Origin of the sequence: Candidatus Blochmannia ocreatus (assembly GCF_023585745.1) — a bacterium.
GTDB classification, from domain to species: Bacteria; Pseudomonadota; Gammaproteobacteria; order Enterobacterales; family Enterobacteriaceae; genus Blochmanniella; species Blochmanniella ocreatus.
The window spans coordinates 602,516-625,377 of sequence record NZ_CP097762.1 but is presented as its reverse complement, the minus strand read 5'-3'; the positions used below and the strand labels follow the sequence as shown (position 1 = coordinate 625,377).

16 protein-coding genes, 1 tRNA gene, 2 rRNA genes, 1 other RNA gene and 1 pseudogene are annotated in these 22,862 nt (G+C 31.1%); 12 read left to right on the top strand and 9 right to left on the bottom strand.

Features of this window, described 5'->3' with window-relative positions; genetic code table 11:
* Positions 1–24: 24 nt before the first annotated feature.
* Positions 25–1,665, bottom strand: coding sequence for a bifunctional phosphoribosylaminoimidazolecarboxamide formyltransferase/IMP cyclohydrolase (gene purH / locus M9405_RS02710; protein WP_250223161.1), 1,641 nt, complete (start codon positions 1,663–1,665; stop codon positions 25–27).
* Positions 1,666–2,063: 398 nt separating this feature from the next.
* On the opposite strand from purH, the gene M9405_RS02705 reads away from it, so the two are divergent.
* The 3 genes from M9405_RS02705 to M9405_RS02695 all read left to right on the top strand — a co-directional run bounded on the left by M9405_RS02705 (position 2,064) and on the right by M9405_RS02695 (position 7,125).
* Positions 2,064–3,647, top strand: a 16S ribosomal RNA gene (locus M9405_RS02705).
* A gap of 154 nt (positions 3,648–3,801) precedes the next feature.
* Positions 3,802–3,874 (top strand) — tRNA-Glu (locus M9405_RS02700).
* 206 nt (positions 3,875–4,080) lie between these two features.
* A 23S ribosomal RNA gene (locus M9405_RS02695) occupies positions 4,081–7,125 on the top strand.
* The 16S and 23S rRNA genes sit together here with 1 tRNA gene alongside, the layout of an rRNA operon.
* A 110-nt stretch (positions 7,126–7,235) precedes the next feature.
* On the opposite strand, the gene pssA is transcribed toward M9405_RS02695, so the two are convergent.
* From pssA to smpB, 4 genes are all read right to left on the bottom strand, one after another.
* Positions 7,236–8,627: a CDP-diacylglycerol--serine O-phosphatidyltransferase gene (gene pssA, locus M9405_RS02690; protein WP_250223160.1), complete on the bottom strand. Its 1,392-nt coding sequence runs from the start codon at positions 8,625–8,627 to the stop codon at positions 7,236–7,238.
* Between the two features lie 226 nt (positions 8,628–8,853).
* The gene (locus M9405_RS02685; protein ID WP_250223159.1) at positions 8,854–9,183 is read right to left on the bottom strand and encodes a DMT family transporter; all 330 of its coding nucleotides are present in this window, start codon (positions 9,181–9,183) and stop codon (positions 8,854–8,856) included.
* Between the two features lie 279 nt (positions 9,184–9,462).
* Positions 9,463–9,865, bottom strand: a transfer-messenger RNA (tmRNA) gene (ssrA, locus tag M9405_RS02680).
* 74 nt (positions 9,866–9,939) lie between these two features.
* On the bottom strand, positions 9,940–10,410 hold the full coding sequence (gene smpB / locus M9405_RS02675) for an SsrA-binding protein SmpB (RefSeq protein ID WP_250223158.1): 471 nt from the start codon (positions 10,408–10,410) through the stop codon (positions 9,940–9,942).
* A 127-nt stretch (positions 10,411–10,537) separates the two neighbouring features.
* Between smpB and M9405_RS02670 the strand changes: the two genes are divergently transcribed.
* The gene (locus tag M9405_RS02670; protein ID WP_250223157.1) at positions 10,538–10,996 is read left to right on the top strand and encodes a type II toxin-antitoxin system RatA family toxin; all 459 of its coding nucleotides are present in this window, start codon (positions 10,538–10,540) and stop codon (positions 10,994–10,996) included.
* 57 nt (positions 10,997–11,053) lie between these two features.
* On the opposite strand, the gene M9405_RS02665 is transcribed toward M9405_RS02670, so the two are convergent.
* Both M9405_RS02665 and nadK read right to left on the bottom strand, forming a co-directional pair.
* Entirely contained in the window at positions 11,054–11,404 is a 351-nt protein-coding gene (locus tag M9405_RS02665; RefSeq protein WP_250223156.1) for an outer membrane protein assembly factor BamE, read from the bottom strand.
* A 50-nt stretch (positions 11,405–11,454) separates the two neighbouring features.
* Complete coding sequence (nadK, locus tag M9405_RS02660) at positions 11,455–12,345, bottom strand: NAD(+) kinase (protein WP_250223155.1); 891 nt, start codon at positions 12,343–12,345, stop codon at positions 11,455–11,457.
* 128 nt (positions 12,346–12,473) lie between these two features.
* On the opposite strand from nadK, the gene grpE reads away from it, so the two are divergent.
* Entirely contained in the window at positions 12,474–13,052 is a 579-nt protein-coding gene (grpE, locus tag M9405_RS02655) for a nucleotide exchange factor GrpE (protein ID WP_250223154.1), read from the top strand.
* A 256-nt stretch (positions 13,053–13,308) separates the two neighbouring features.
* On the opposite strand, the pseudogene ung reads toward grpE, so the two are convergent.
* A pseudogene (gene ung, locus M9405_RS02650) lies at positions 13,309–13,979 on the bottom strand (uracil-DNA glycosylase).
* A 290-nt stretch (positions 13,980–14,269) separates the two neighbouring features.
* Between ung and lepA the strand changes: the two are divergent.
* From lepA to glyA, 7 genes are all read left to right on the top strand, one after another.
* Complete coding sequence (gene lepA, locus M9405_RS02645) at positions 14,270–16,072, top strand: translation elongation factor 4 (RefSeq protein WP_250223153.1); 1,803 nt, start codon at positions 14,270–14,272, stop codon at positions 16,070–16,072.
* Positions 16,073–16,090: 18 nt separating this feature from the next.
* Positions 16,091–17,089, top strand: a complete 999-nt coding sequence (gene lepB, locus M9405_RS02640) for a signal peptidase I (RefSeq protein WP_250223152.1) — start codon at positions 16,091–16,093, stop codon at positions 17,087–17,089.
* 129 nt (positions 17,090–17,218) lie between these two features.
* On the top strand, positions 17,219–17,914 hold the full coding sequence (rnc, locus tag M9405_RS02635) for a ribonuclease III (protein WP_250223151.1): 696 nt from the start codon (positions 17,219–17,221) through the stop codon (positions 17,912–17,914).
* 526 nt (positions 17,915–18,440) lie between these two features.
* Positions 18,441–19,181 (top strand): pyridoxine 5'-phosphate synthase, encoded by a 741-nt coding sequence (gene pdxJ / locus M9405_RS02630; RefSeq protein WP_250223150.1) that lies wholly within the window; start codon positions 18,441–18,443, stop codon positions 19,179–19,181.
* On the top strand, positions 19,178–19,561 hold the full coding sequence (gene acpS, locus M9405_RS02625; RefSeq protein ID WP_250223149.1) for a holo-ACP synthase: 384 nt from the start codon (positions 19,178–19,180) through the stop codon (positions 19,559–19,561). Before pdxJ ends, acpS begins: the two co-directional genes overlap by 4 nt.
* 75 nt (positions 19,562–19,636) lie before the next feature.
* Complete coding sequence (gene tadA, locus M9405_RS02620; protein ID WP_250223148.1) at positions 19,637–20,125, top strand: tRNA adenosine(34) deaminase TadA; 489 nt, start codon at positions 19,637–19,639, stop codon at positions 20,123–20,125.
* 374 nt (positions 20,126–20,499) lie between these two features.
* Positions 20,500–21,756: a serine hydroxymethyltransferase gene (gene glyA, locus M9405_RS02615; RefSeq protein WP_423775034.1), complete on the top strand. Its 1,257-nt coding sequence runs from the start codon at positions 20,500–20,502 to the stop codon at positions 21,754–21,756.
* A 100-nt stretch (positions 21,757–21,856) separates the two neighbouring features.
* Here glyA and M9405_RS02610 read toward each other — a convergent pair whose 3' ends face one another.
* A complete protein-coding gene (locus tag M9405_RS02610; protein ID WP_250223147.1) occupies positions 21,857–22,669 on the bottom strand; it encodes an inositol monophosphatase family protein in 813 nt (270 codons plus the stop codon).
* Between the last annotated feature and the right edge of the window lie 193 nt (positions 22,670–22,862).

The following is a 22,862-nucleotide window of genomic DNA, read 5'->3' as shown; positions in this document are numbered from 1 at the left end:
ATAATCATATCATTTTCCATATAATTAATGTCTAAAATGCCGCATATGCGTAAAAATCATCGAAATATTGTATTTATCAGCAATTTTAATAATTTCTTTATCTCTAATAGAACCTCCTGGTTGGATAATACAACTAACACCCATCTGAAAAGCAATATGTATTACATCAGAAAAAGGGAAAAACGCATCAGAAGCCATAACTAATTCTTTGTGTTCATTTAATAAAACCCCGTTGTTATTAACACAATCATTAACTATTTTAACCGCAGATACCCGACTCATCTGCCCTGCACCAATACCAATAGTCTGACAATTTTTACCACAAACAACTGCGTTAGACTTAACAAATTTAACTACTTTCCAACAAAATAAAGCATCTTTAATTTCTGCAGATGTTGGTTGACGTAAAGTCACTACTTCTAAATTTTTTATATTTAAAATAGAATTATTATAATTCTGTACTAACAATCCACCATTAACTCGCTTAAAATCTACAAATTTTTCACTAAAACCTAACATCCCACATTCCAAAACTCGTATTAATTGTTTTTTAGACAAAATTTCAATGCAATTTACATGAATATTTGGAGCAACAATCACTTCTACAAATTGATTTTCTAAAATCATTTGTGCTGTGGTTCCATCTAAATCCCTATTAAATGCAATAACTCCACCAAAAGCAGAAACGGGATCTGATTGATAAGCCTTCATATAAGCATCACATGTTGTATCTGATGTAGCAACACCACAGGGATTTGCGTGTTTTATAATGACACAAGTCGGCTGATCAAATAGTTTCACACATTCCAAAGCTGTATCTACATCAATAATATTATTATAAGATAACGGTTTTCCTTGCAATTGTCGAGTGGTAGTTACAGATCCAGTACGCTGCTCCAAATCTACTACATATAATGCAGAGTATTGATGTGGATTTTCTCCGTAACGCATATTTTGTTTTTTCTTAAATTTAATATTCATAATATTTAAATCTTTCGGAAAAGCATCACAAGACTGTTTTTCAAAATTTTTTCCATTTACAACTGGAATATAAACATCACTTTTTATTTGAGCATCAAAATAATCAGCAATTGCACTATCATATGCAGCGACATATTTAAACGCTTTTGTAGCTAAATAAAAACGAGTTTGTAAACTTATTGATCCACGATTATCATCTAATTCTTCTATAACTCTGCTATAATCATTATTATCCACTATGACCACTACATTTTTATAATTCTTTGCTGCTGCCCTAACCATGCTAGGTCCACCAATATCAATGCAATCTAATATTTGTTCAGCAGAACATTTATTTTTTTTAAAAAATAAAGAACTAAAAGTATAAAAATTAACTACTACCATATCAATAGGCTGAATATTATTTTCATGCATAATAGAACTATCTAATGCTGGTCTACTAAGAATACCAGCAAATATTTTGTAATGTAATGTTTTAATGCGTCCGTTCATTATTTCTGGCGCTTTAGTATATTCAGTAAGTTTACATACTGGTAAACCAAAATTTAATAAAACTTGCGCTGTACCACCGGTTGCAAGCAATTGAACACCTTTTTGATTTAAAGAATGAGAAAATTTTAAAACATTAGATTTTTCAAAAACACTTATTAAAGCACGACGAATAAATAACAACGATTTCATCATAAAATCCTCATAACATATTATATTTATAATTAATAATTAAATATTTACATAATACTATGACATAGTAACAACTATACTTAATACATAGGCTTATGTATTAAGTATAGTTGTTATTCTTAAATTAATAAAATTCTATCAGATAGCCTATCTTAAATTTTTTAAATATAAAATAAAATTACTCTTGACATACATTAAAATTAATGATAAAAATTAATTTTATGTTGTTTGTATAATACATAGAACAGTTCTTTAAAAATTAAGTCTTTATTTAAATAATTTATGTGGGCACTTAAACGCATATAAGTGTAATGTACTAAACTATTTAATATGTATGCATTTGTTATATTGTATGATCATATGATATAACTCGTGTGTAACATTGATGATAGATTTTTTTGAAATTGAAGAGTTTGATCATGGCTCAGATTGAACGCTGACGGTAAGCTTAACACATGCAAGTCGAGCGGCAAACAGGGAGTAACATTTTTTGTTATTCTGTCTGGCAAGCGGCGAACGGGTGAGTAAAATCTGGGGATCTGCCCAACGGAGGGGGATAACTATTGGAAACGATAGCTAATACCGCATAAAGTCGGTTTGACCAAAGTAGGGGATCTATTATTAGAATAAGTTTTTGTTATTATAAAAAAGACCTTATGCCTTTGGATGAACCCAGATAGGATTAGCTAGTAGGCGGGGTAATGGCCCACCTAGGCTACGATCCTTAGCTGGTCTGAGAGGATGACCAGCCACACTGGAACTGAGACACGGTCCAGACTCCTACGGGAGGCAGCAGTGGGGAATATTGCACAATGGGGGAAACCCTGATGCAGCTATACCGTGTGTGTGAAGAAGGCCTTCGGGTTGTAAAGCACTTTCAATGGGGAAGAACTTAATATTGCTAATATCAATGTTAATTGACGTTACCCATGTAAGAAGCACCGGCTAACTCCGTGCCAGCAGCCGCGGTAATACGGAGGGTGCAAGCGTTAATCGGAATTACTGGGCGTAAAGCGTACGCAGGTGGTTTATAAAGTCAGATGTGAAATCCCTGAGCTTAACTTAGGAACTGCATTTGAAACTAATAAGCTAGAGTCTCGTAGAGGGGGGTAGAATTCCAGGTGTAGCGGTGAAATGCGTAGAGATCTGGAGGAATACCAGTGGCGAAGGCGGCCCCCTGGACGCAGACTGACACTCAAGTACGAAAGCATGGGGAGCAAACAGGATTAGATACCCTGGTAGTCCATGCTGTAAACGATGTCGATTTGAAGGTTGTAGCCTTTGAGCTGTGACTTTCGAAGCTAACGCGTTAAATCGACCGCCTGGGGAGTACGACCGCAAGGTTAAAACTCAAATGAATTGACGGGGGCCCGCACAAGCGGTGGAGCATGTGGTTTAATTCGATGCAACACGAAGAACCTTACCTACTCTTGACATCCAAAGAATCTTATAGAAATATGAGAGTGCCTTCGGGAACTTTGAGACAGGTGCTGCATGGCTGTCGTCAGCTCGTGTTGTGAAATGTTGGGTTAAGTCCCGCAACGAGCGCAACCCTTATCCTTTGTTGCCAACGAGTAAAGTCGGGAACTCAAAGGAGACTGCCGGTGATAAGCCGGAGGAAGGTGAGGATGACGTCAAGTCATCATGGCCCTTATGAGTAGGGCTACAAACGTGCTACAATGGCGTATACAAAGAGCAGCAAACTCGCGAGAGCCAGCGAACCTCACCAAAATACGTCTTAGTCCGGATTGGAGTCTGCAACTCGACTCCATGAAGTCGGAATCGCTAGTAATCGTGGATCAGAATGTCACGGTGAATACGTTCCCGGGCCTTGTACACACCGCCCGTCACACCATGGAAGTGGGTTGCAAAAGAAGTAAGTAGTCTAACCATATTGGGGGGCACTTACCACTTTGTGATTCATGACTGGGGTGAAGTCGTAACAAGGTAACCGTAGGGGAACCTGCGGTTGGATCACCTCCTTAATTATTAATTACATATGAGTAAGAGTGCTCACATAAATTATTTAATACAGTAATTTTTATATAAATTTTAATGATTATTATGAAAATATACCGGAAAGTACTGTGTTTTTCTTGTAGTAAGTAGCACTATATGTAGTAAAGCTAGAGAGCTTACGTCCCCTTCGTCTAGAGGTCTAGGACACTGCCCTTTCACGGCGGCAACAGGGGTTCGAAGCCCCTAGGGGACATAATATATAGTGATAACATACTAGCTGTATTAATAAAATAATAAAAATAGATAAATAATTAGTGTTTTGCTCTTTAACAATCAAGATAAATGCTTATAACTTAACATTAAAACATAAATGTGGATAATATTTACATTTAAATGAATGTAAATGTAAATAAGACCATATTCATGGTAATGAATCTAAAAAAATCTAAGAATTGCGAAGTTAAGTGATTTAAGCGTACACGGTGGATGCCTTGGCAGTCAAAGGCGACGAAGGACGTGCTAATCTGCGAAAAGCATCGGTAAGTTGATTCGAAACGTTTTAACCGGTGATTTCCGAATGGGGAAACCCAATGCAAATTAAAAAGTGCATTATCATTTAGTGAATTCATAGCTAAATGAAGCAAACCAGAGGAACTGAAACATCTTAGTACTCTGAGGAATAGAAATCAATTTGAGATTCCCTTAGTAGTGGCGAGCGAACTGGGAACAGCCAGAATTATGTAATATTATTGGATATATTAGGAGAATAATTTGGAAAAATTAGCAAAATAGAGTGATAGCCTCGTATCCGAAAATATAATCAGTAATTGTAATTCAAAAAGTAGGACGGGACACGTGGTATCTTGTCTGAAGATGGGGGGACCATCCTCCAAGGCTAAATACTCTTGACTGACCGATAGTGAACCAGTACCGTGAGGGAAAGGCGAAAAGAACCCCGGCTAGGGGAGTGAAATAGAACCTGAAACCGTGTACGTACAAGCAGTAGGAGCACACAGTTTCATTAGTGTGTGACTGCGTACCTTTTGTATAATGGGTCAGCGACTTATATTCTGTAGCAAGGTTAACTATATAAAATAAGGGAGCCGTAGGGAAACCGAGTCTTAAAAGGGCGTTGAGTTGCAGGATATAGACCCGAAACCCGGTGATCTAACCATGAACAGGTTGAAGATTAGGTAAAACTGATTGGAGGACCGAACCGACTAATGTTGAAAAATTAGCGGATGATTTGTGGTTAGGGGTGAAAGGCCAATCAAACCGGGAGATAGCTGGTTCTCCCCGAAAGCTATTTAGGTAGCGCCTCGTAAATTCATCTTTGGGGGTAGAGCACTGTTTCGACTAGGGGTCATCCCAGACTACCAACTCGATGCAAACTACGAATACCAAAGAATGTTATTACGGGAGACACACGGCGGGTGCTAACATTCGTCGTGGAAAGGGAAACAACCCAGATCGCCAGCTAAGGTCCCTAAGTCATGATTAAGTGGAGAACGATGTGAGAAGGCATAGACAGCCAGGATGTTGGCTTAGAAGCAGCCATCATTTAAAGAAAGCGTAATAGCTCACTGGTCGAGTCGGCTTGCGCGGAAGATTTAACGGGGCTAAATCATGCACCGAAGCTGCGACAATAAATAATATGACATGAATGAATCTTTAACTATCTATCTTATCTGTTTCTAGTAGATAGATAGGCTTCTTTTAATAAAGGAAAAAAGATTTATGAAAATTATAAAGTTTATTGGGTAGGGGAGCGTTCTGTAAGCCTGAGAAGGCGTGTTGTAAAACACGCTGGAGGTATCAGAAGTGCGAATGCTGACATAAGTAACGATAAAGCGGGTGAAAAACCCGCTCGCCGAAAAACTAAGGGTTCCTGTCCAACGTTAATCGGGGCAGGGTAAGTCGACCCCTAAGGTGAGGCCAATTGGCGTAGCTGATGGGAAACAGGTTAACATTCCTGTACTAGATATGACTGCGATGGGGTAACGAAGAAAGCTAGATTCTCCGAGGGACGGTAGTCTCGGTTTAAACGTGTAGGTGGAAAGATCAGGAAAATCCAATCTTTCTTACACTAAGGCGTGATGACGAGCCATAATAAATATGGCGAAGTAATTTATGCTACGCTTCCAAGAAAAACCTCTAAGCTCTAGGTTATATCTAATCGTACCATAAACCGACACAGGTGGTTAAGTAGAGAATACTCAGGCGCTTGAGAGAACTCGGGTGAAGGAACTAGGCAAAATGGTGCCGTAACTTCGGGAGAAGGCACACTGGGAGTAAGTAAAAGAACAACATAAAAAATATGTTGCTTCCAGCGCTGAAACCAGTCGAAGATACCAACTGGCTGCAACTGTTTATTAAAAACACAGCACTGTGCAAACACGAAAGTGGACGTATACGGTGTGACGCCTGCCCGGTGCCGGAAGGTTAATTGAGAAAGTTATCTTTGCAAAAAGAAAAGCTTTCGATCGAAGCCTCGGTAAACGGCGGCCGTAACTATAACGGTCCTAAGGTAGCGAAATTCCTTGTCGGGTAAGTTCCGACCTGCACGAATGGCGTAATGATGGCCAGACTGTCTCCACCCGAGACTCAGTGAAATTGAATTCGCCGTGAAGATGCGGCGTACCCGCGGCAAGACGGAAAGACCCCGTGAACCTTTACTATAGCTTGATACTGAATATTAAATGTTGACGTGTAGGATAGGTGGGAGGCAATGAAGTAAAGACGCCAGTTTTTATGGAGCCAACCTTGAAATACCACCCTTTAATATTTGATACTCTAACTTGGATCCGTTATCCGGATTAAGGACAGTGTCTGGTGGGTAGTTTGACTGGGGCGGTCTCCTCCTAAAGAGTAACGGAGGAGCACAAAGGTTAGCTAATCACGTTTGGACATCGTGAGGTTAGTGCAAAGGCATAAGCTAGCTTAACTGTAAGAATGACGATTCGAACAGATGCGAAAGCAGGTCTTAGTGATCCGGTGGTTCTGTATGGAAAGGCCATCGCTCAACGGATAAAAGGTACTCCGGGGATAACAGGCTAATACCGCCCAAGAGTTCATATCGACGGCGGTGTTTGGCACCTCGATGTCGGCTCATCACATCCTGGGGCTGCAGTAGGTCCCAAGGGTATGGCTGTTCGCCATTTAAAGTGGTACGCGAGCTGGGTTTAGAACGTCGTGAGACAGTTCGGTCCCTATCTGCCGTGGGCGCTGGAAGATTGAGAGGGGCTACTCCTAGTACGAGAGGACCGGAGTGGACGCACCTCTGGTGTGCGGGTTGTCATACCAATGGCATTGCCCGGTAGCTATGTGCGGAAAAGATAACCGCTGAAAGCATCTAAGCGGGAAACTTGCCTCAAGATGAATCTTCCCTGGGGAAGAGAATTCCCCCTAAAGGGACGTTAAAGACTATGACGTTGATAGGTCGGATGTGTAAGCGTTGTGAAACGTTCAGCTAACCGATACTAATGACCCGTGAGAACTTAACTTCGCAATTCTTAGATTTTTTTAGTTATCGATCATAATATGTGAATTATGATCGATAATCTCCAATACCCATTCTAACTAAACTAAAATATTAGTAATAATAAATAAAATTTTTATAAAACTCTATTTATTAATTTATCAAATCTTATTTTATGCATGTTAGATAACAATTGTCCAATTTTTTCTGGATAATCTGAAATTTTTTGTAATACTGTATAATGCATAACTAATTTCGTATGGGTACGAATCATATTCAATTCTTTATTATTTTGCATACACAATACTCCACGCGGATCATGAATAAGTAAAGCATTCTCTAAGTCTAAACTTAGAGCTCTAGGATTAAGATTATTACCAGTAAGTAATTGCCATTCGTCATCCACCCAAATACCCTTAACATGATAACCATTACACCCTTCTTGCCATATACGTACTTCCAATTGTTTATTATCTATATATTCTTGTAATTGCTTCAAAAAAAAACGCAAATTCACTTCATACAAATAAGGCAATATACCAAACAAAGCAAATGGCTTATTCATAGGGATAAAAAAATCATTCGCTACTTTATCTCCCACAATAATCTCCACTTTTTTATTTTGACGTAAAACTCCAACAACAGCACACATTAACACATTAGGCATATTAAAATAAGGAGTGCACAACACAATTTTATTTTTCACCGAAGAAATCAAATGATAAATAACTTTGTTTAAAGCACTATTTTTTCCCAGGCCCACTAATGGCGCAATAGCTAAATTCCCAGAAGAAATATTATTACCTCGATAACGATAACAAACTCGACGTAAATTACGACGTAACAAGCGAATATTATTACGCTTAATCAAGCGATTTACTAAAGAATCCCGACAACCTAATTTATTTGTTACTTTTGCAGATAATAATTCCTCATCAATATAATTCAACATAATACTAGATAATTTTCGATTCCTTATGATATGATACCGATCATAACGATATTTATCATTCACATGCAAATATTCCTCGCTCAAACTAGCGCCACTATATAATACTTGATCATCAATAATAAACCCTTTTAAATGTAATACTCCCAAAACTTCATTGACATTAATCGGTATCCCATAAATTGGAATATCCATATGCGGATATTTATTCATAATATCCGCATACCAATCAACGTTTTTTATCGTTGCATTTCCACTTTTCCTATAAGGACCAAAACGTCTTCTTTGAGCACGATTCCAATCTACCAAAACTTTTATATTAACTTGAGGACGAATTTGTTTTACTCTTAACAAAGCATCAAAAACTTTTTTTCCTCCTTGATCACCTTCCAAATATAACGCAACTAAACAGATACGCCTGTAAGCTTGAGAAATAGCAAGTAATAACTCACTAAAAAACTCCTTAGGAGAATATAAAATTTTAAAACCATCTGTCCTTTGAATTAATTTCGGTAATTCTACAAGAAACTGATAATGTACATCACGAGAACTTAAAAAATCATACCTTTTATTTTTCATAAAAAACATACAAAATATTTTCTATATTAAAACAACACATATACTTATAACAAATAAAATTAAAAACCTTAATATATATCAATCAAATAACAACCAAAATATCCAAAAAAATAATTTAAAATAACAATCGAAAAATTAATAATATCCAACCCTACATTCAATACTCTTTAACACTAAGATATTCTACAACTAAAATAGAAAATTCTTTTTATTTAAGTAAAATTTATCAATAATTTTTAACCACAGAAAATAAATTAATTAATACTATACCAATAATAATAAAAACTATTCCAAGAATCACTATACTATCTAATTTTTGATTATATAAAAAATACCCTATCGTAGTAATGCAGACAATCCCCATACCAGCCCAACAAGAATATACTATTCCTATGGGTATAGTGCGTAATACTAAAGATAATAATATAAAAGAAACAGAATAGCCTATTACTACCAAAATAATAGGCCAAAATCTACTAAAACCATCAGACTCTTTTAAAGCAGCAGTTGCAACAACTTCCGAAAGAACAGCGATAAACAAATATAAATAATCCATACAACCTTATTTTAAATAAATCTAAAAAACTATATATCTCACAATATAATTTATTCGCAATAATAAATAACCATATCAACATTATTGATATACTTGACACACCAAAACACCAAAAAAATAAACTCTACTATTTATAATAAAATAAATAATGACTTATAAACAAAAAATAAAACACCTCACAACAATGTTGCTATGTTTCTTATAAAAATATTTAAACACCATACCGAACATTTTATGTATACCATTATTACTATCTGTAAATAATAAATTTAAAACTTAATATGGAGCTGGCGGGATTCGAACCCGCGTCCAGAAATATTTAATATTTTTTGCAAACTACATGCTTAGATCTTAATGAACATTTCACTAGTCTAGATATATTAAGATCAATCACTAAACTAATTAGCTTTTCAAAAAAACGCTATGTGTTAAAGCAAACAAACAATAACGCTTCCTCTTATCTCTATAACCTTTCTTAAGAAATCTTTTAATATCTAAGAGTAAATACTAAAACAAGAAAGGGAACCCTCAGAGTATTAATCTGACTTAGGCTGCCAAGGCAACGGATCCATTATATGAACGATTATTTGCAATTATTTTTTTGAGGTTTTTTACGAGGCCTACCTCACCTCGACATGCGCTCTAAATATTCAACATCCCGTCGAATCCAAAAATCAGCCCCAATTTTTAATTAAAATTCCATAAAAAAATCTTTTTAATTCTAACACAAATACTAACCCTTTGCACGAACTTTATTTATTTAACATATTTGTATTTCATGATACGCATTTTTTCCCTATTCCAATCTTGCATAATTATTGCATTTCTTTTGTCATGCTGTTTTTTCCCTTTAGCAATACCAATGGTCAGTTTTATCCAAGAATTCTTCCAATACAAATCTAAAACTACCACAGTGTAACCTTGTTGTGCAACTTTTTCCATCAAAAATAATATTTCATGTTTCTTTAGCAATAATTTACGCACCCGAATTGTATTATATATCCCGTTATCATATTGAATTTTATTTGATTGAAACACAGCATTATACACATAAGCTTCTGCGTTACAAACAGATACATAACAATTATCAATTGCAACTCTATTAAAACGCGCAGATTTTACTTCCCATCCTAATAATGCAATACCGGATTCAATTTTTTTTTCAATAAAATATTTATGATAAATACGTGTATTTTGAGTAATTTTTTTTAAAATTAATCTATTCATAAGACTGCTAAAATTTTTCTATTTCAAAAAAAATATTATTGATGTAATATTTATCAAAACTTATACTCTAAATGTTAAAATTTTACATATACTAACTAATACAGATTTCACTATATAAATATCACATATGCCTAATATAGAATGTTTTTTATTAGCACCATATAATATAAAACAAATGTTTCATCTAGTAAATGATGTTAGTTCTTATACTAAATTTTTACCTGGATGTTGTCTTAGTACAATTTTAAAAAAAAGTAACAATGAATTAATCGCAGAAATGCATATAACCACAAACGGAATCGTAATTTCTTTAATAACTCATAATTACTTCATAGAAAATAAAAGCATTATAATTCTTTTAATAAAAGGTCCATTTAAATCATTCTATGGACACTGGAATTTCATTCCCGTTACTACTACTATCACTAAAATTACATACATTTCTTATTATGAATTCAAATCAATATTTATTGAAAAGCTTTTCCAAAATATCTTCCAAGAAAAGTATAAAAACATAATGAACTCTTTTATATCTAGAGCTAATACAATATACGGTCACAAAAAATTATTTGTTAAAAAAAATTAAATTATTAGTCAATATCTGTTCTTGTAGTATATAAAATAAACAATTTTTATATAAAAATTAATCATTAATCCTTATTAAGATATCATCCAAATCAAATGTTAACTTTAAAATCTGATGATTTAATATCTTATTACCATACATGTGATAATACACATAATAACATACATTTGATTCAAATAAACTATATATCACTGGTGACCCAAAACTAGAAAAAATTTCATTTTTTTTCATACCAATACATATATTTTTCATATCTCCTTGAGATAAATACATACCTTGTCTAACATCAATACAACTAGATATACATTGTTCCAATACAGAAAATACCATGAAAAGTATCATTACTATAACTATAGTATACAATAAATTATTAAATATTTTTATCTCCATAGTATTATTCTCTGACATACAAATTTACCACAATTAATAAATTTTTAATAAAAAACTAACATTTTTCTTTAAGAAAACTTTTTTGACCAACCAAGCTTAATATTTAACATTTTAAAATAATTATAATTATTAGGATGAATTAAATCCAAATAATACCTACTTTTCTGTATAAAAATATTCTTTTTTGAACATATAAGAATAGGTTTTTGATTATCACAACCAATTTTTAATTCAGATATAACCTTCGAAAACTTCAAACAAATTACACTTGAGCTACCAATTACTACCGGTCTAAACGACAAAGTATGCGGACATATAGATACTAATACAATTGCATCGACTGAAGGGCTTAAAATAGGTCCTCCGGCAGATAAAGCATAAGCAGTTGATCCAGTAGGAGTAGCAATAATTAATCCGTCAGCTCTGTGAGAAAAAGTAAAATTATCATCAATATACAATTCAAATTCAATCATACGCCCCACAGCACTTGTATGTAAAATGACTTCATTCATCGCACTACCTAATCTAATAGTATTATTATAGCAATCTATTATAACATCTAATAAAAAACGCTTTTCATTAATAAAATTACCTGATAGCATATCAGATAAATCCAACAATGCTGAATTAGGATCTAAATCAGTAAGAAAACCAAGAGTGCCTCTATTAATGCCAATCACTTTAATATCATGTTGTGCCAAAATATTTGCAGCTCTCAACATATTACCATCTCCTCCTACAACTATCGCTAAATCAGCATGATTCCCAATTTCATTAAGATCACCTATAATTACTTTCGGTATTTTTTGTGTATTTAACAAATCAGCGGTATGATGTTCAATCATCACGGTGATACCTTGATTACATAACCAATTATATAAAATATTATACGTATGTATAACTTTCGGATATCGAGAATATCCTATAATACCAATAGTATTAAAAATAGAAGAAGTCATATAATTATGAATCCTTTCTGTTTTGGTTATAACTGTTATTCATTATAAATGATATCTTGAATACCTATTATTCATCCTTATAATAACTGCATTATAGAACATATGATCTACAAAAAAGGAGAAAATTCATGCTTAATAATAACGTAAAAAATACTACTGAAATATTACCAAAAACAGATAAAGAAGAACTTACAGAATCTAAACAAACTGTAGAAAATATTATTGATCCAAAAAATGAACAAATTATTAAATTAAAAATTCAATTAGCTCAATTAAAAGAACATGAACGCGATATAGTATTACGTCTTAAAGCGGAAATAGAAAATATTCGTCGCAGAAATTCTCACGAAATAGAAAAGATACATAAATTTGGATTAGAAAGATTTATATTTGAACTGTTGCCGGTCATTGACAATCTAGAGCGTACATTAAATATAACAGATAAAAAAAATACCGAGCTATCTTCAATAATAGAAGGTATTGAATTAACATTAAAATCATTTTTAGATACAGTATATAAATTCGGATTAAAACCTATACAAGATATTCTTGTGCCATTTAACCCAGATATACATCAAGCAATATCTATAGTAGAATCTCCAGATCACGAATCAAACCAAGTATTAACGATTATTCAAAAAGGATACTCTCTTAATAATCGATTAATTAGACCAGCTATGGTAACAGTTTCACAAAAAAAATGCTGAATATATGATGCATTATAAAAAATTAAATAATAAATATACGTATATGTATTTATTACATGTGCTATATATAACTAAATGGTATTAGTATTGTAAATACTATGAGTTATATATTGATGCGTGAATAACAAAATATTTTTTTCAAATGAAACAAACTAAAAAATAAATATTTTATATAGTATATTTATTCACGTTATGTAGTAATAGGGGTGTTTTCTGAAAAATTAGAGTCTATTTATTACTGCATAATAAAAAATTCCTATTTAGGTTGCCAATCAATGATTTTTTTATTTTTTTTTAATAAAAACATATTAGCAATAGAAAAATGACGACATCCTAAAAATCCTTTTTGCGCAGATATAGGGGATGGATGTGATGCCATTAACACATGGTGTCTGCTTTTATTAAGAAAACGCCCCTTCTTCTGAGCATACTGACCCCATAACATAAATACAATATTTTCTTTATAAGAATTCAGTACACTAATAACTTTATCTGTAAAAATCTCCCATCCAATATTAGCATGTGATCCGCTTTTACCATTTTCAACAGTTAAAATGCTATTAAGCAATAATACCCCTTCCTGCGCCCAACATTTTAAATGTCCATGACGTGGAATTACTATATCTGGAATATCAGAAGATAATTCTGTATAAATATTTTTTAGTGAAGGAGGTAATGAAACATTGGGTAATACAGAAAAAGCAAGACCATGCGCTTGATTAGGACCATGGTAAGGATCTTGTCCTATAATTACAACCTTTGTAGATTTAAAACTAGTCCATCGAAATGCATTAAAAATATCTTTCTGTTTCGGATATATTATAATACCTTTATTCTGTTGTTCTCTTAAAAAAAAAATATATTCTTAAAATAAGACATTTTCTTTTCTTCTGATAAAAAATATTTCCAAGTTAATTCTTGTCTCATTACACAATTCTCACTAAATAATCTAAAAAATTATATTCTTATAATATATAAGAAATTCTGTAAATATAGTAAAATTTATGAAAATTATAAAATCTACAAACTTAACGCAAGTTACCAAAAAATTATTTTTATTTATAAAGATATACACACAAGAATAAATTTTTTTTTAATGTAATAAATATTATTTACATACTTAAAAGTATTTATATACTCGATTTTAAATATATTGAAATATATAAATTAATAAAAAGCTTTATTAAAACTACATAATTTATTTTAAAAAACTTACTATGATAACATATATACGAAATTTTTCCATTATCGCACATATCAATCATGGAAAATCAACATTATCTGATAGATTTATTCAAACTTGCGGAGGATTAAGCGCTCGGGAAATGACATCTCAAGTACTAGATTCCATGGAACTAGAACGAGAACGAGGTATTACCATAAAATCTCAAAATGCAACACTCCATTATACTGCTAAAAATAATAAAACTTATACATTAAATCTAATTGATACTCCTGGGCACGTTGATTTTTCTTATGAAGTCTCTAGATCTTTATCGGCATGTGAAGGAGCTTTACTAGTAGTAGATACTACACAAGGAGTAGAAGCCCAAACAATAGCACATTACCAAATTGCAAAAAAAATGAACATAAAAGTTATTGTAGTACTCAATAAAATTGATTTATCAACCGCAGACCCTCTTCGGGCTTCCCAAGAAGTATTTAATATCATCGGAATAAATTCCAACGAAACTATACAATGTTCCGCTAAAACTGGTATAGGTGTTCCAGAACTACTAGAACGTTTAATTCATGATATTCCACACCCAAATGGAGACGAAACCGCTCCTTTACAAGCACTCATCATTGATTCTTGGTTTAATAAATATTTAGGAATTGTATCATTGATATGTATAAAAAATGGAAAACTGCGTACAGGCGATATATTAAAATCCATGAATACAGGAGAAAAATACACTGTTGATCAAATAGGAATTTTTACTCCAAAACAAATAAAGAGAAAAGTACTAAATTGCGGAGAAGTCGGATGGTTGGTATGTACTAATAAAAATATTACACATACCCCTGTAGGAGATACCTTAACTTTACTAAACCGTCCTGCAAAAGAATTATGCAACAGTTTTAAAAAATTAAACCCATATGTATACGCTAGTCTATTTCCTGTGCTTGGGTCAAAAGACCAAAAAACTTTTCAAAACGCTCTTTACAAACTTAGTTTAAATGATGCATCTTTATATTATGAACCAGAAAGATCAGCATTTTTAGGTCTAGGATATCGATGCGGATTTCTTGGTTCATTACATATGGAAATTATACAAGAAAGATTAAAACGTGAATATTCACTTGATTTAATTATTACGGCCCCAAGCGTAATTTACGAAGTCCTAACAAATAACAATAAAACAATACACATAGATAATCCATCAAAATTACTCGATTTAAAAAAAATTAAAGAAATCAGAGAACCTATTGCTTCATGCAACATATTATTCCCCAAAAAATACCTTGGAGAAATTATTACCTTATGCGCGAAAAAAAGAGGAAATCAAATTGCTATATCATATTATAATACTCAGATTATATTAACTTATGAATTACCTATATCTGAAATAATATTAGATTTTTTTAACCAAATAAAATCAATATCACATGGATATGCTTCATTTGAATATAAATTCAATCGTTTTCAAACCGCCAACTTAGTATGTGTAGAAATATTAATTAATAAAAAACGCATCGACACACTATCTACGATAATACATCAAGATAAATCTATATCCCACGGACGCATGTTAATAAACAAACTAAAAAAAATAATTCCAAGACAACAATTCGATATTGTCATTCAAGCTGCTATTGGAAAAAAAATAATATCTCGTGAAATAATTAAACAGTTAAGAAAAAATGTTTTAGCGAAATGTCACGGAGGAGATATTACTCGGAAAAAAAAATTACTATATAATCAAAAAGAAGGTAAGAAACGTATGAAAAAAATAGGAAATATTAATTTTCCAAATAATATTTTTTTTGAAATATGTAATATTAATAAAAATAATTAAAGGAATTTAATTTAAATAATGAATACATTTGTCTGCATATTAGCTACATTCACAGGAATATCAGGTATTTTTTGGTTTGCAAAAATATTATATAAAATCTTTTACAATAAAACTCAATATAAAGAACTTCCTTTCAAAACACTCAAAAAAAACAGATGTCTTATTCTAATCAAAACATACGTCACACATATTACAGCATTTTTCTCTTCCATATTTCCAATGTTATTAACAGTATTTATAATAAGATCATTCATATTCGAACCATTCCGAATACCATCTGGATCTATGATGCCAACTTTACTAATAGGAGATTTTATCTTAGTAAAAAAATTTGTGTACAACATTAAAAACCCAATCACACATAAAACACTCATTAATGTCAGCTCCCCCAAACGAGGGGATATAATAGTATTTAAATATCCTAATAATCCTACATTACACTATATTAAACGAGTTATTGGAAATCCAGGAGATAAAGTAATTTACAATGTAATTACTAAACAACTTATAATATACCCCTGTTTTAAAGAAACTCAAAAAACTAATTCTGTAGAAAATTTAAAAAATCCACTACCTATTATTTACAGTAACATTGTCTCAAGCAATTTTGTTCAAACATTCCATACAAATGACAATGGAAAAATTAAAACTAATTTCGTTTCTATAAAAAACTCACAAAAAAAATATCCAAACGGTATTAGACTAATACAAAGCACAGAATCACTTAATGATGTTAAGTATAATATTTTAACCATGATACCTCCAGGAGATAAAAACTCAGCAAAAATCTATAACCAAAACAAGTCACATTTAATATCTGAGTGGATAGTTCCAGAAAAACAATATTTTGTTATGGGAGATAACAGAGACAACAGCTCAGACAGTCGATGTTGGGGATTTGTTCCAATACATAATATAATAGGAAAAGCATCAATAATCTGGATGAATATTACTATACAGTCAGAAAAAACATGGCCATTTAACATTCAAATACACAGAATAGGATACATCCTATAATTTAACACAGTTCATGTTAAATAAAATTTTATACCTTGAATAAACATTTAATTTTCAAAAATTTTAACAAATCTAAATTATTAGAATAATTAATATTATATTAATTATATTCAATATAGAACATATGTTATGTCACTAAATACTCTTCAAAAGAAACTCGGTTATACTTTTAGTAAAAATAATTTATTGTTGCAAGCACTTACTCATAGAAGTTACAGTTCTCAACATAATGAACGATTAGAATTCTTAGGAGATTCTATATTAAATTACGTAATCACTAATACTCTATATCACCAATTTCCAAATGTCACTGAAGGACGTATGAGTAGAATGCGTGCTAATTTAGTTTGTAAACATACCTTAGCGCAAATAGCACGAGAATTTAATTTAAGCAATTATTTACAACTAGGATCAGGTGAATTAAAAAACGGAGGATACCAACGCGACTCTATTTTAGCTAATGCAATAGAAGCACTCATAGGTAGTATACTACTAGACAGTGATATAAAAACTATTGCAATTTTAATTTCTCATTGGTACAAAACCCGATTAAATCAAATAGATCCACATAACAATAAACAAAAAGATCCAAAAACACTATTACAAGAATATCTACAATATTATCATCTATCTTTACCTATATATAAATTAAATCAAATTATTGGAGAAGCACATAACCAAATATTTTCTATTAATTGTTATATTAGTAAACTACCGTATCCAGTCACTGGATACGGCTCCAGCAGACGTAAGGCTGAACAAAATTCAGCAAAAAAAATTTTAGAAATACTAAAAATCACAAATTCATATCATATAAATAAATAATTCATTTAAATCTATTTAACAAAAAATATTTAAAATTATCTAAATATTTACTGCTTATAACTAATAAGTAGTTTTTATTTATAAATAAAAATATAAATAATTTATCAATATTAAATTACCACATGAGTCTGATATACTGCATATAAACTTATATATTAATATTCATTAAATGTACATAAATTAATCATACCATGAATTAATAACAGCATCCTGCTGCTATCAACTATCTGATAATCAATACACCATATTTTAAAAATAAATCATACTTATAATATAAATATGATACAATAATCGTTACTATATTTATAGTAATCTGAATAATTAAACTAAATTATTTAAAAATAATTATAATTATATTTAAAAATATGAAAAATTTTTAATTTTATTTAATAATTATTAATCTCTATGTAATAGAGATTACATGTCTAATTCCAAACAAATTAAATAAGTAAATAGAATAAAATTCTTTCTATTTTTAGAAATAACTATCTTTAAATAAAATATAATAAACTGTAGAGCATATGTTATGTCCGATTTACTATTAGGTGTAAATATTGATCATATTGCAACATTACGTAACGCAAGAGGAACACAATACCCCAATCCTGTATATGCTGCATTTATTGCAGAACAAGCCGGAGCAGACAGTATTACTATTCATTTAAGAGAAGATAGCCGTCATATTACGCACAATGACGTCAAATTACTTCGACAAACCATACAAACAGCTATGAATTTAGAAATAACAACTACTGATTCTATGGTATATGCGGCCTGTGAATTGAAACCACATTATTGCTGCCTAGTTCCAGAAAATCGACAAGAACTCACAACTGAAGGGGGATTAAATATCATCAATAATACTAAAAAATTAAAAGATATAATATTAAAACTTACTAACTCAGGTATAAGAGTGTCACTATTTATTGAACCAAATGAACAACAAATTGAAGCTGCACATGAAATAGGAGCAAACTGTGTAGAAATACATACTGGTTTATACGCAAACGCAACTGATAAAACAATGCAAAACTTAGAATTAAACCGTATCAAAACAAGCGCACAACATGCTGTAAAACAAGGGTTAAGGGTTAACGCTGGACATGGTCTAAATTACTATAACGTTAAACCCATTGCTAGATTACCTTGGATACAAGAACTAAATATAGGACATGCTATAATAAGCAAATCTGTATTTTGTGGATTAGCACAAGCAATAAAAGATATGAAAAATTTATTAAAAAATTCTAGACGAGGTCAGGAGTGATCTATGGAATTGGTATAGATATAGTAGATATAAAAAAAATAAACCACATAATAACCTACAGTGGTGATAAATTAGCTAAACGCATTCTTAGCAAATTAGAATGGACGATTTATCAAAATAAAAAAAAATCTTTCCGTATTCGTTTTATAGCTAAGCGTTTTGCCGCAAAAGAAGCAATAACCAAAGCATTTGGCACAGGAATAAGTCAGGGCGTCACATTTAATCAAATAGAAATTTTTAACGATCAATTTGGCAAACCAACAATAAATTTATTTGCATATGCTGAGCTTCTAGCAAAAAAATTATCTTTAAAAAAAATGCATATCACTCTATCCGATACTGAAACCTATGCGTACGCATTGGCTATATTTGAACGATAAACACAGCTCATGAAATAATATTTTTCATGCAAATGGCCATACTACAATAGCAATAAATTTAAATATATAAAATTTATGTATACAATAGAGAACATAGATATATTATGGATGCGTCATGCCATAACACTAGCTAACTACGCTAGTGTTATGGGAGAAATATCAGTCGGAGCAGTACTTATTAAAAATAATAAATTAATAGGTTTAGGCTGGAATGCTTCCATTCACCAAAATGATCCAAGCGCTCATGCTGAGATTATAGCATTACGTACAGGAGGTAAATTTTTAAACAACTATAGATTATTAGATACTACTTTGTACGTAACTTTAGAACCATGTATAATGTGTATAGGTGCTATTATTCATGCTCGTATTTATAGATTAGTGTGTGGAGCAAAAAATAATAAAATTGGGTATACAACAACATATTTGAAAAATATGCTACAACATCCTACAAAAAATCATAATATATCTTTAACAACCGGAATACTAGAACAAGAATGTGCTAATCAATTAAATTATTTTTTTAAACGTCAACGGAATTCTCGCAAAAACTATAAAAAATAATATGTATGTAATATACATACATATTTTCAAATAACTTATATTACGAAAACCATACGTATTAATTATATATAACATATAACTAACTAAATTCATCTATAATACTGTTCATATTCACTAAATAAATAATTATTGAAAAAATTTTAATAAATTTCTTAATATAAAATACAATCGATACAGAACAACCGTTCTATCTGCAGCCCTAACCTACATGAATATAATTTCATTTAAATTTTTCATTTATACAAAAATATATTTTTTATATGATACAATTTTTATTAAACACACGTCATTATTAATACACATTAAAATAATTAATACCTAAAATATTATATACACGCTATAATAACATCTTTACTTTTATCATGGTGATAATTATGTCTATATATACAAACTATGATTTTGAACTATGGCAAATAATACAACAAGAAATTAATCGACAAGAAAAACATATCGAACTAATTGCATCGGAAAACTATGCAAGCCCTCAAATTATGAAAATACAAGGATCTCAATTAACAAACAAATACGCTGAAGGTTATCCTGGAAACCGTTATTATGGTGGATGTGAATATATGGATATGATTGAACAATTAGGAATTAACCGGGCAAAAAAATTATTTTCAGCAGATTATGCAAATATACAACCACATTCTGGATCGCAAGCTAACTTTGCCGTTTACAATGCTCTATTAAATCCTGGAGATACTATTTTAGGGATGCATTTAACACATGGTGGACATTTAACTCACGGATCTAAAGTAAATTTTTCAGGAAAATTTTATAACTCCATATCCTATGGAGTTGAATACACTGGCTGCATTAATTACGAAAAATTATATGATATAGCTATAATAAATAAACCAAAAATGATAATAGGAGGTTTTTCTTCTTATTCGGGAATTATAAACTGGGCTAAAATGCGACAAATAGCCGATGCTATAAATGCATATTTATTTGTCGATATGGCTCATATTGCGGGATTAGTAGCAGCAAAAATATATCCTGATCCACTATCACATGCACATGTAGTCACCGCTACTACACATAAAACACTAGCAGGCCCAAGAGGCGGTTTAATATTAGCAAGAGGTGGAGATTATGAATTATACAAAAAATTAGATTCAGCTGTTTTCCCTGGTTCTCAAGGAGGACCTTTAATGCATGTTATTGCTGCAAAAGCTGCTGCTTTAAAAGAAGCAATGGATCCATCTTTTACAGAATATCAAAAAATAATCATAAAAAATGCTAAAACTATGGTGCAAGAATTTTTATCACGTAAATTCACTATTGTATCAAACACAACATATAATCACTTATTTTTATTAAATTTAACTAATAAAAACATTACCGGCAAAGATGCTAGCGATACTTTAGAGCAAGCTAATATTATTGTTAACAAAAACAGTATACCTGACGATCAAAATAACGCTTTTTTTACATCTGGTATACGTATAGGTACACCTGCTATAACTAGACGAAATTTCAATAAAAATGATATCCAACAATTATCACATTGGATATGTGATATATTAAATAATATTTATAATAAAAAAATAATCTTAGATATTAAAAACAAAGTAGAAACAATTTGCAAAAAATATCCTATTTACTCTAATATTAACAAAAATTAACAATATTATTTTAATATTTTCTAAAAACATTTTAATTTCATTGAAACACGCATATTTTGTTTACAGAAATGTTTTATAATCAACATATATCTAAGTGCTGCTATTCAGACTCCTGAATTATTGCATAAATCATGCGCGTAACTTTTATGTTCCCAACAATTACATTTCCGGACATAAAATAATTATCAGTACCAGCAAAATCAATAATAAAACCACCAGATTCACGAATTATTAAAATAGCGCTAGCTAAAATTTTCTGGTTTCTATTAATATTTTTAACTAAAATAGCAATACAACCATCCAAACGACCCGCTGCTACATACACAAAATCTAAAATACTTTCTCCAGTATATCGAAAATTTACACATTTTAAAGATAATTTATTAATTAAATTAATCATTGTATCCTGTCTATTCAGTATACAAGAAATCGCTAAAATAGAATTGTGTAAACTTTTAGTGGTGTTCACACGAATACGATAACCATTTAACCAAGCTCCTCTTCCCCGACAAGCACTAAATAATTCATTATGAATTGGATCATATATTACGCCAATTTCCACATGACCTTTAATCTGAATCGCAATAGACAAAGCGAAAAAAGGAAATTGCTTAATGAAATTAATACTACTATCTATAGATCTAATCATCCAAAAAGTATCTTGCATTTTTTGATATGATTTTAATTCAAAATTAAAATTTTGAGTATTTTTAGTGGTAATAACAATATGCAATGGATAAAACTTATGAATAATTTCTTCTATTATAGAATCTGACTCAAAATTTACCCGTGACACAAAATCTCTTATATCAACTGATCGTATAATGTTTTTATCTAATAATTCATATTGTCTAATAATAAAAATGCCAGCTTTTCTTACAGCTCGCACCGCAACATTCAACATTGGATGCATAAATAATTTTATCCAGTAATGTTCTATATATAAATAAAACAAGTATTAATATTATATACTACACACATAAAAATTTATTTTTATAACTAAATATTTAGTATATAAAATTATTAAACATTATATAATTTACAATTATTTTATCTTATTAATAAATTTTCATTAGATAAAATCTATATAATTTATTTTTAAAATA

Excerpts from the sequence above, each read along its gene's own strand:
- purH (WP_250223161.1), bottom strand. The coding sequence starts at position 1,665 with ATGATGAAATCGTTGTTATTTATTCGTCGTGCTTTAATAAGTGTTTTT.
- pssA (WP_250223160.1), bottom strand. The coding sequence starts at position 8,627 with ATGAAAAATAAAAGGTATGATTTTTTAAGTTCTCGTGATGTACATTAT.
- M9405_RS02685 (WP_250223159.1), bottom strand. The coding sequence starts at position 9,183 with ATGGATTATTTATATTTGTTTATCGCTGTTCTTTCGGAAGTTGTTGCA.
- smpB (WP_250223158.1), bottom strand. The coding sequence starts at position 10,410 with ATGAATAGATTAATTTTAAAAAAAATTACTCAAAATACACGTATTTAT.
- M9405_RS02670 (WP_250223157.1), top strand. The coding sequence starts at position 10,538 with ATGCCTAATATAGAATGTTTTTTATTAGCACCATATAATATAAAACAA.
- M9405_RS02665 (WP_250223156.1), bottom strand. The coding sequence starts at position 11,404 with ATGTCAGAGAATAATACTATGGAGATAAAAATATTTAATAATTTATTG.
- nadK (WP_250223155.1), bottom strand. The coding sequence starts at position 12,345 with ATGACTTCTTCTATTTTTAATACTATTGGTATTATAGGATATTCTCGA.
- grpE (WP_250223154.1), top strand. The coding sequence starts at position 12,474 with ATGCTTAATAATAACGTAAAAAATACTACTGAAATATTACCAAAAACA.
- lepA (WP_250223153.1), top strand. The coding sequence starts at position 14,270 with ATGATAACATATATACGAAATTTTTCCATTATCGCACATATCAATCAT.
- lepB (WP_250223152.1), top strand. The coding sequence starts at position 16,091 with ATGAATACATTTGTCTGCATATTAGCTACATTCACAGGAATATCAGGT.
- rnc (WP_250223151.1), top strand. The coding sequence starts at position 17,219 with ATGTCACTAAATACTCTTCAAAAGAAACTCGGTTATACTTTTAGTAAA.
- pdxJ (WP_250223150.1), top strand. The coding sequence starts at position 18,441 with ATGTCCGATTTACTATTAGGTGTAAATATTGATCATATTGCAACATTA.
- tadA (WP_250223148.1), top strand. The coding sequence starts at position 19,637 with ATGTATACAATAGAGAACATAGATATATTATGGATGCGTCATGCCATA.
- glyA (WP_423775034.1), top strand. The coding sequence starts at position 20,500 with ATGTCTATATATACAAACTATGATTTTGAACTATGGCAAATAATACAA.
- M9405_RS02610 (WP_250223147.1), bottom strand. The coding sequence starts at position 22,669 with ATGCATCCAATGTTGAATGTTGCGGTGCGAGCTGTAAGAAAAGCTGGC.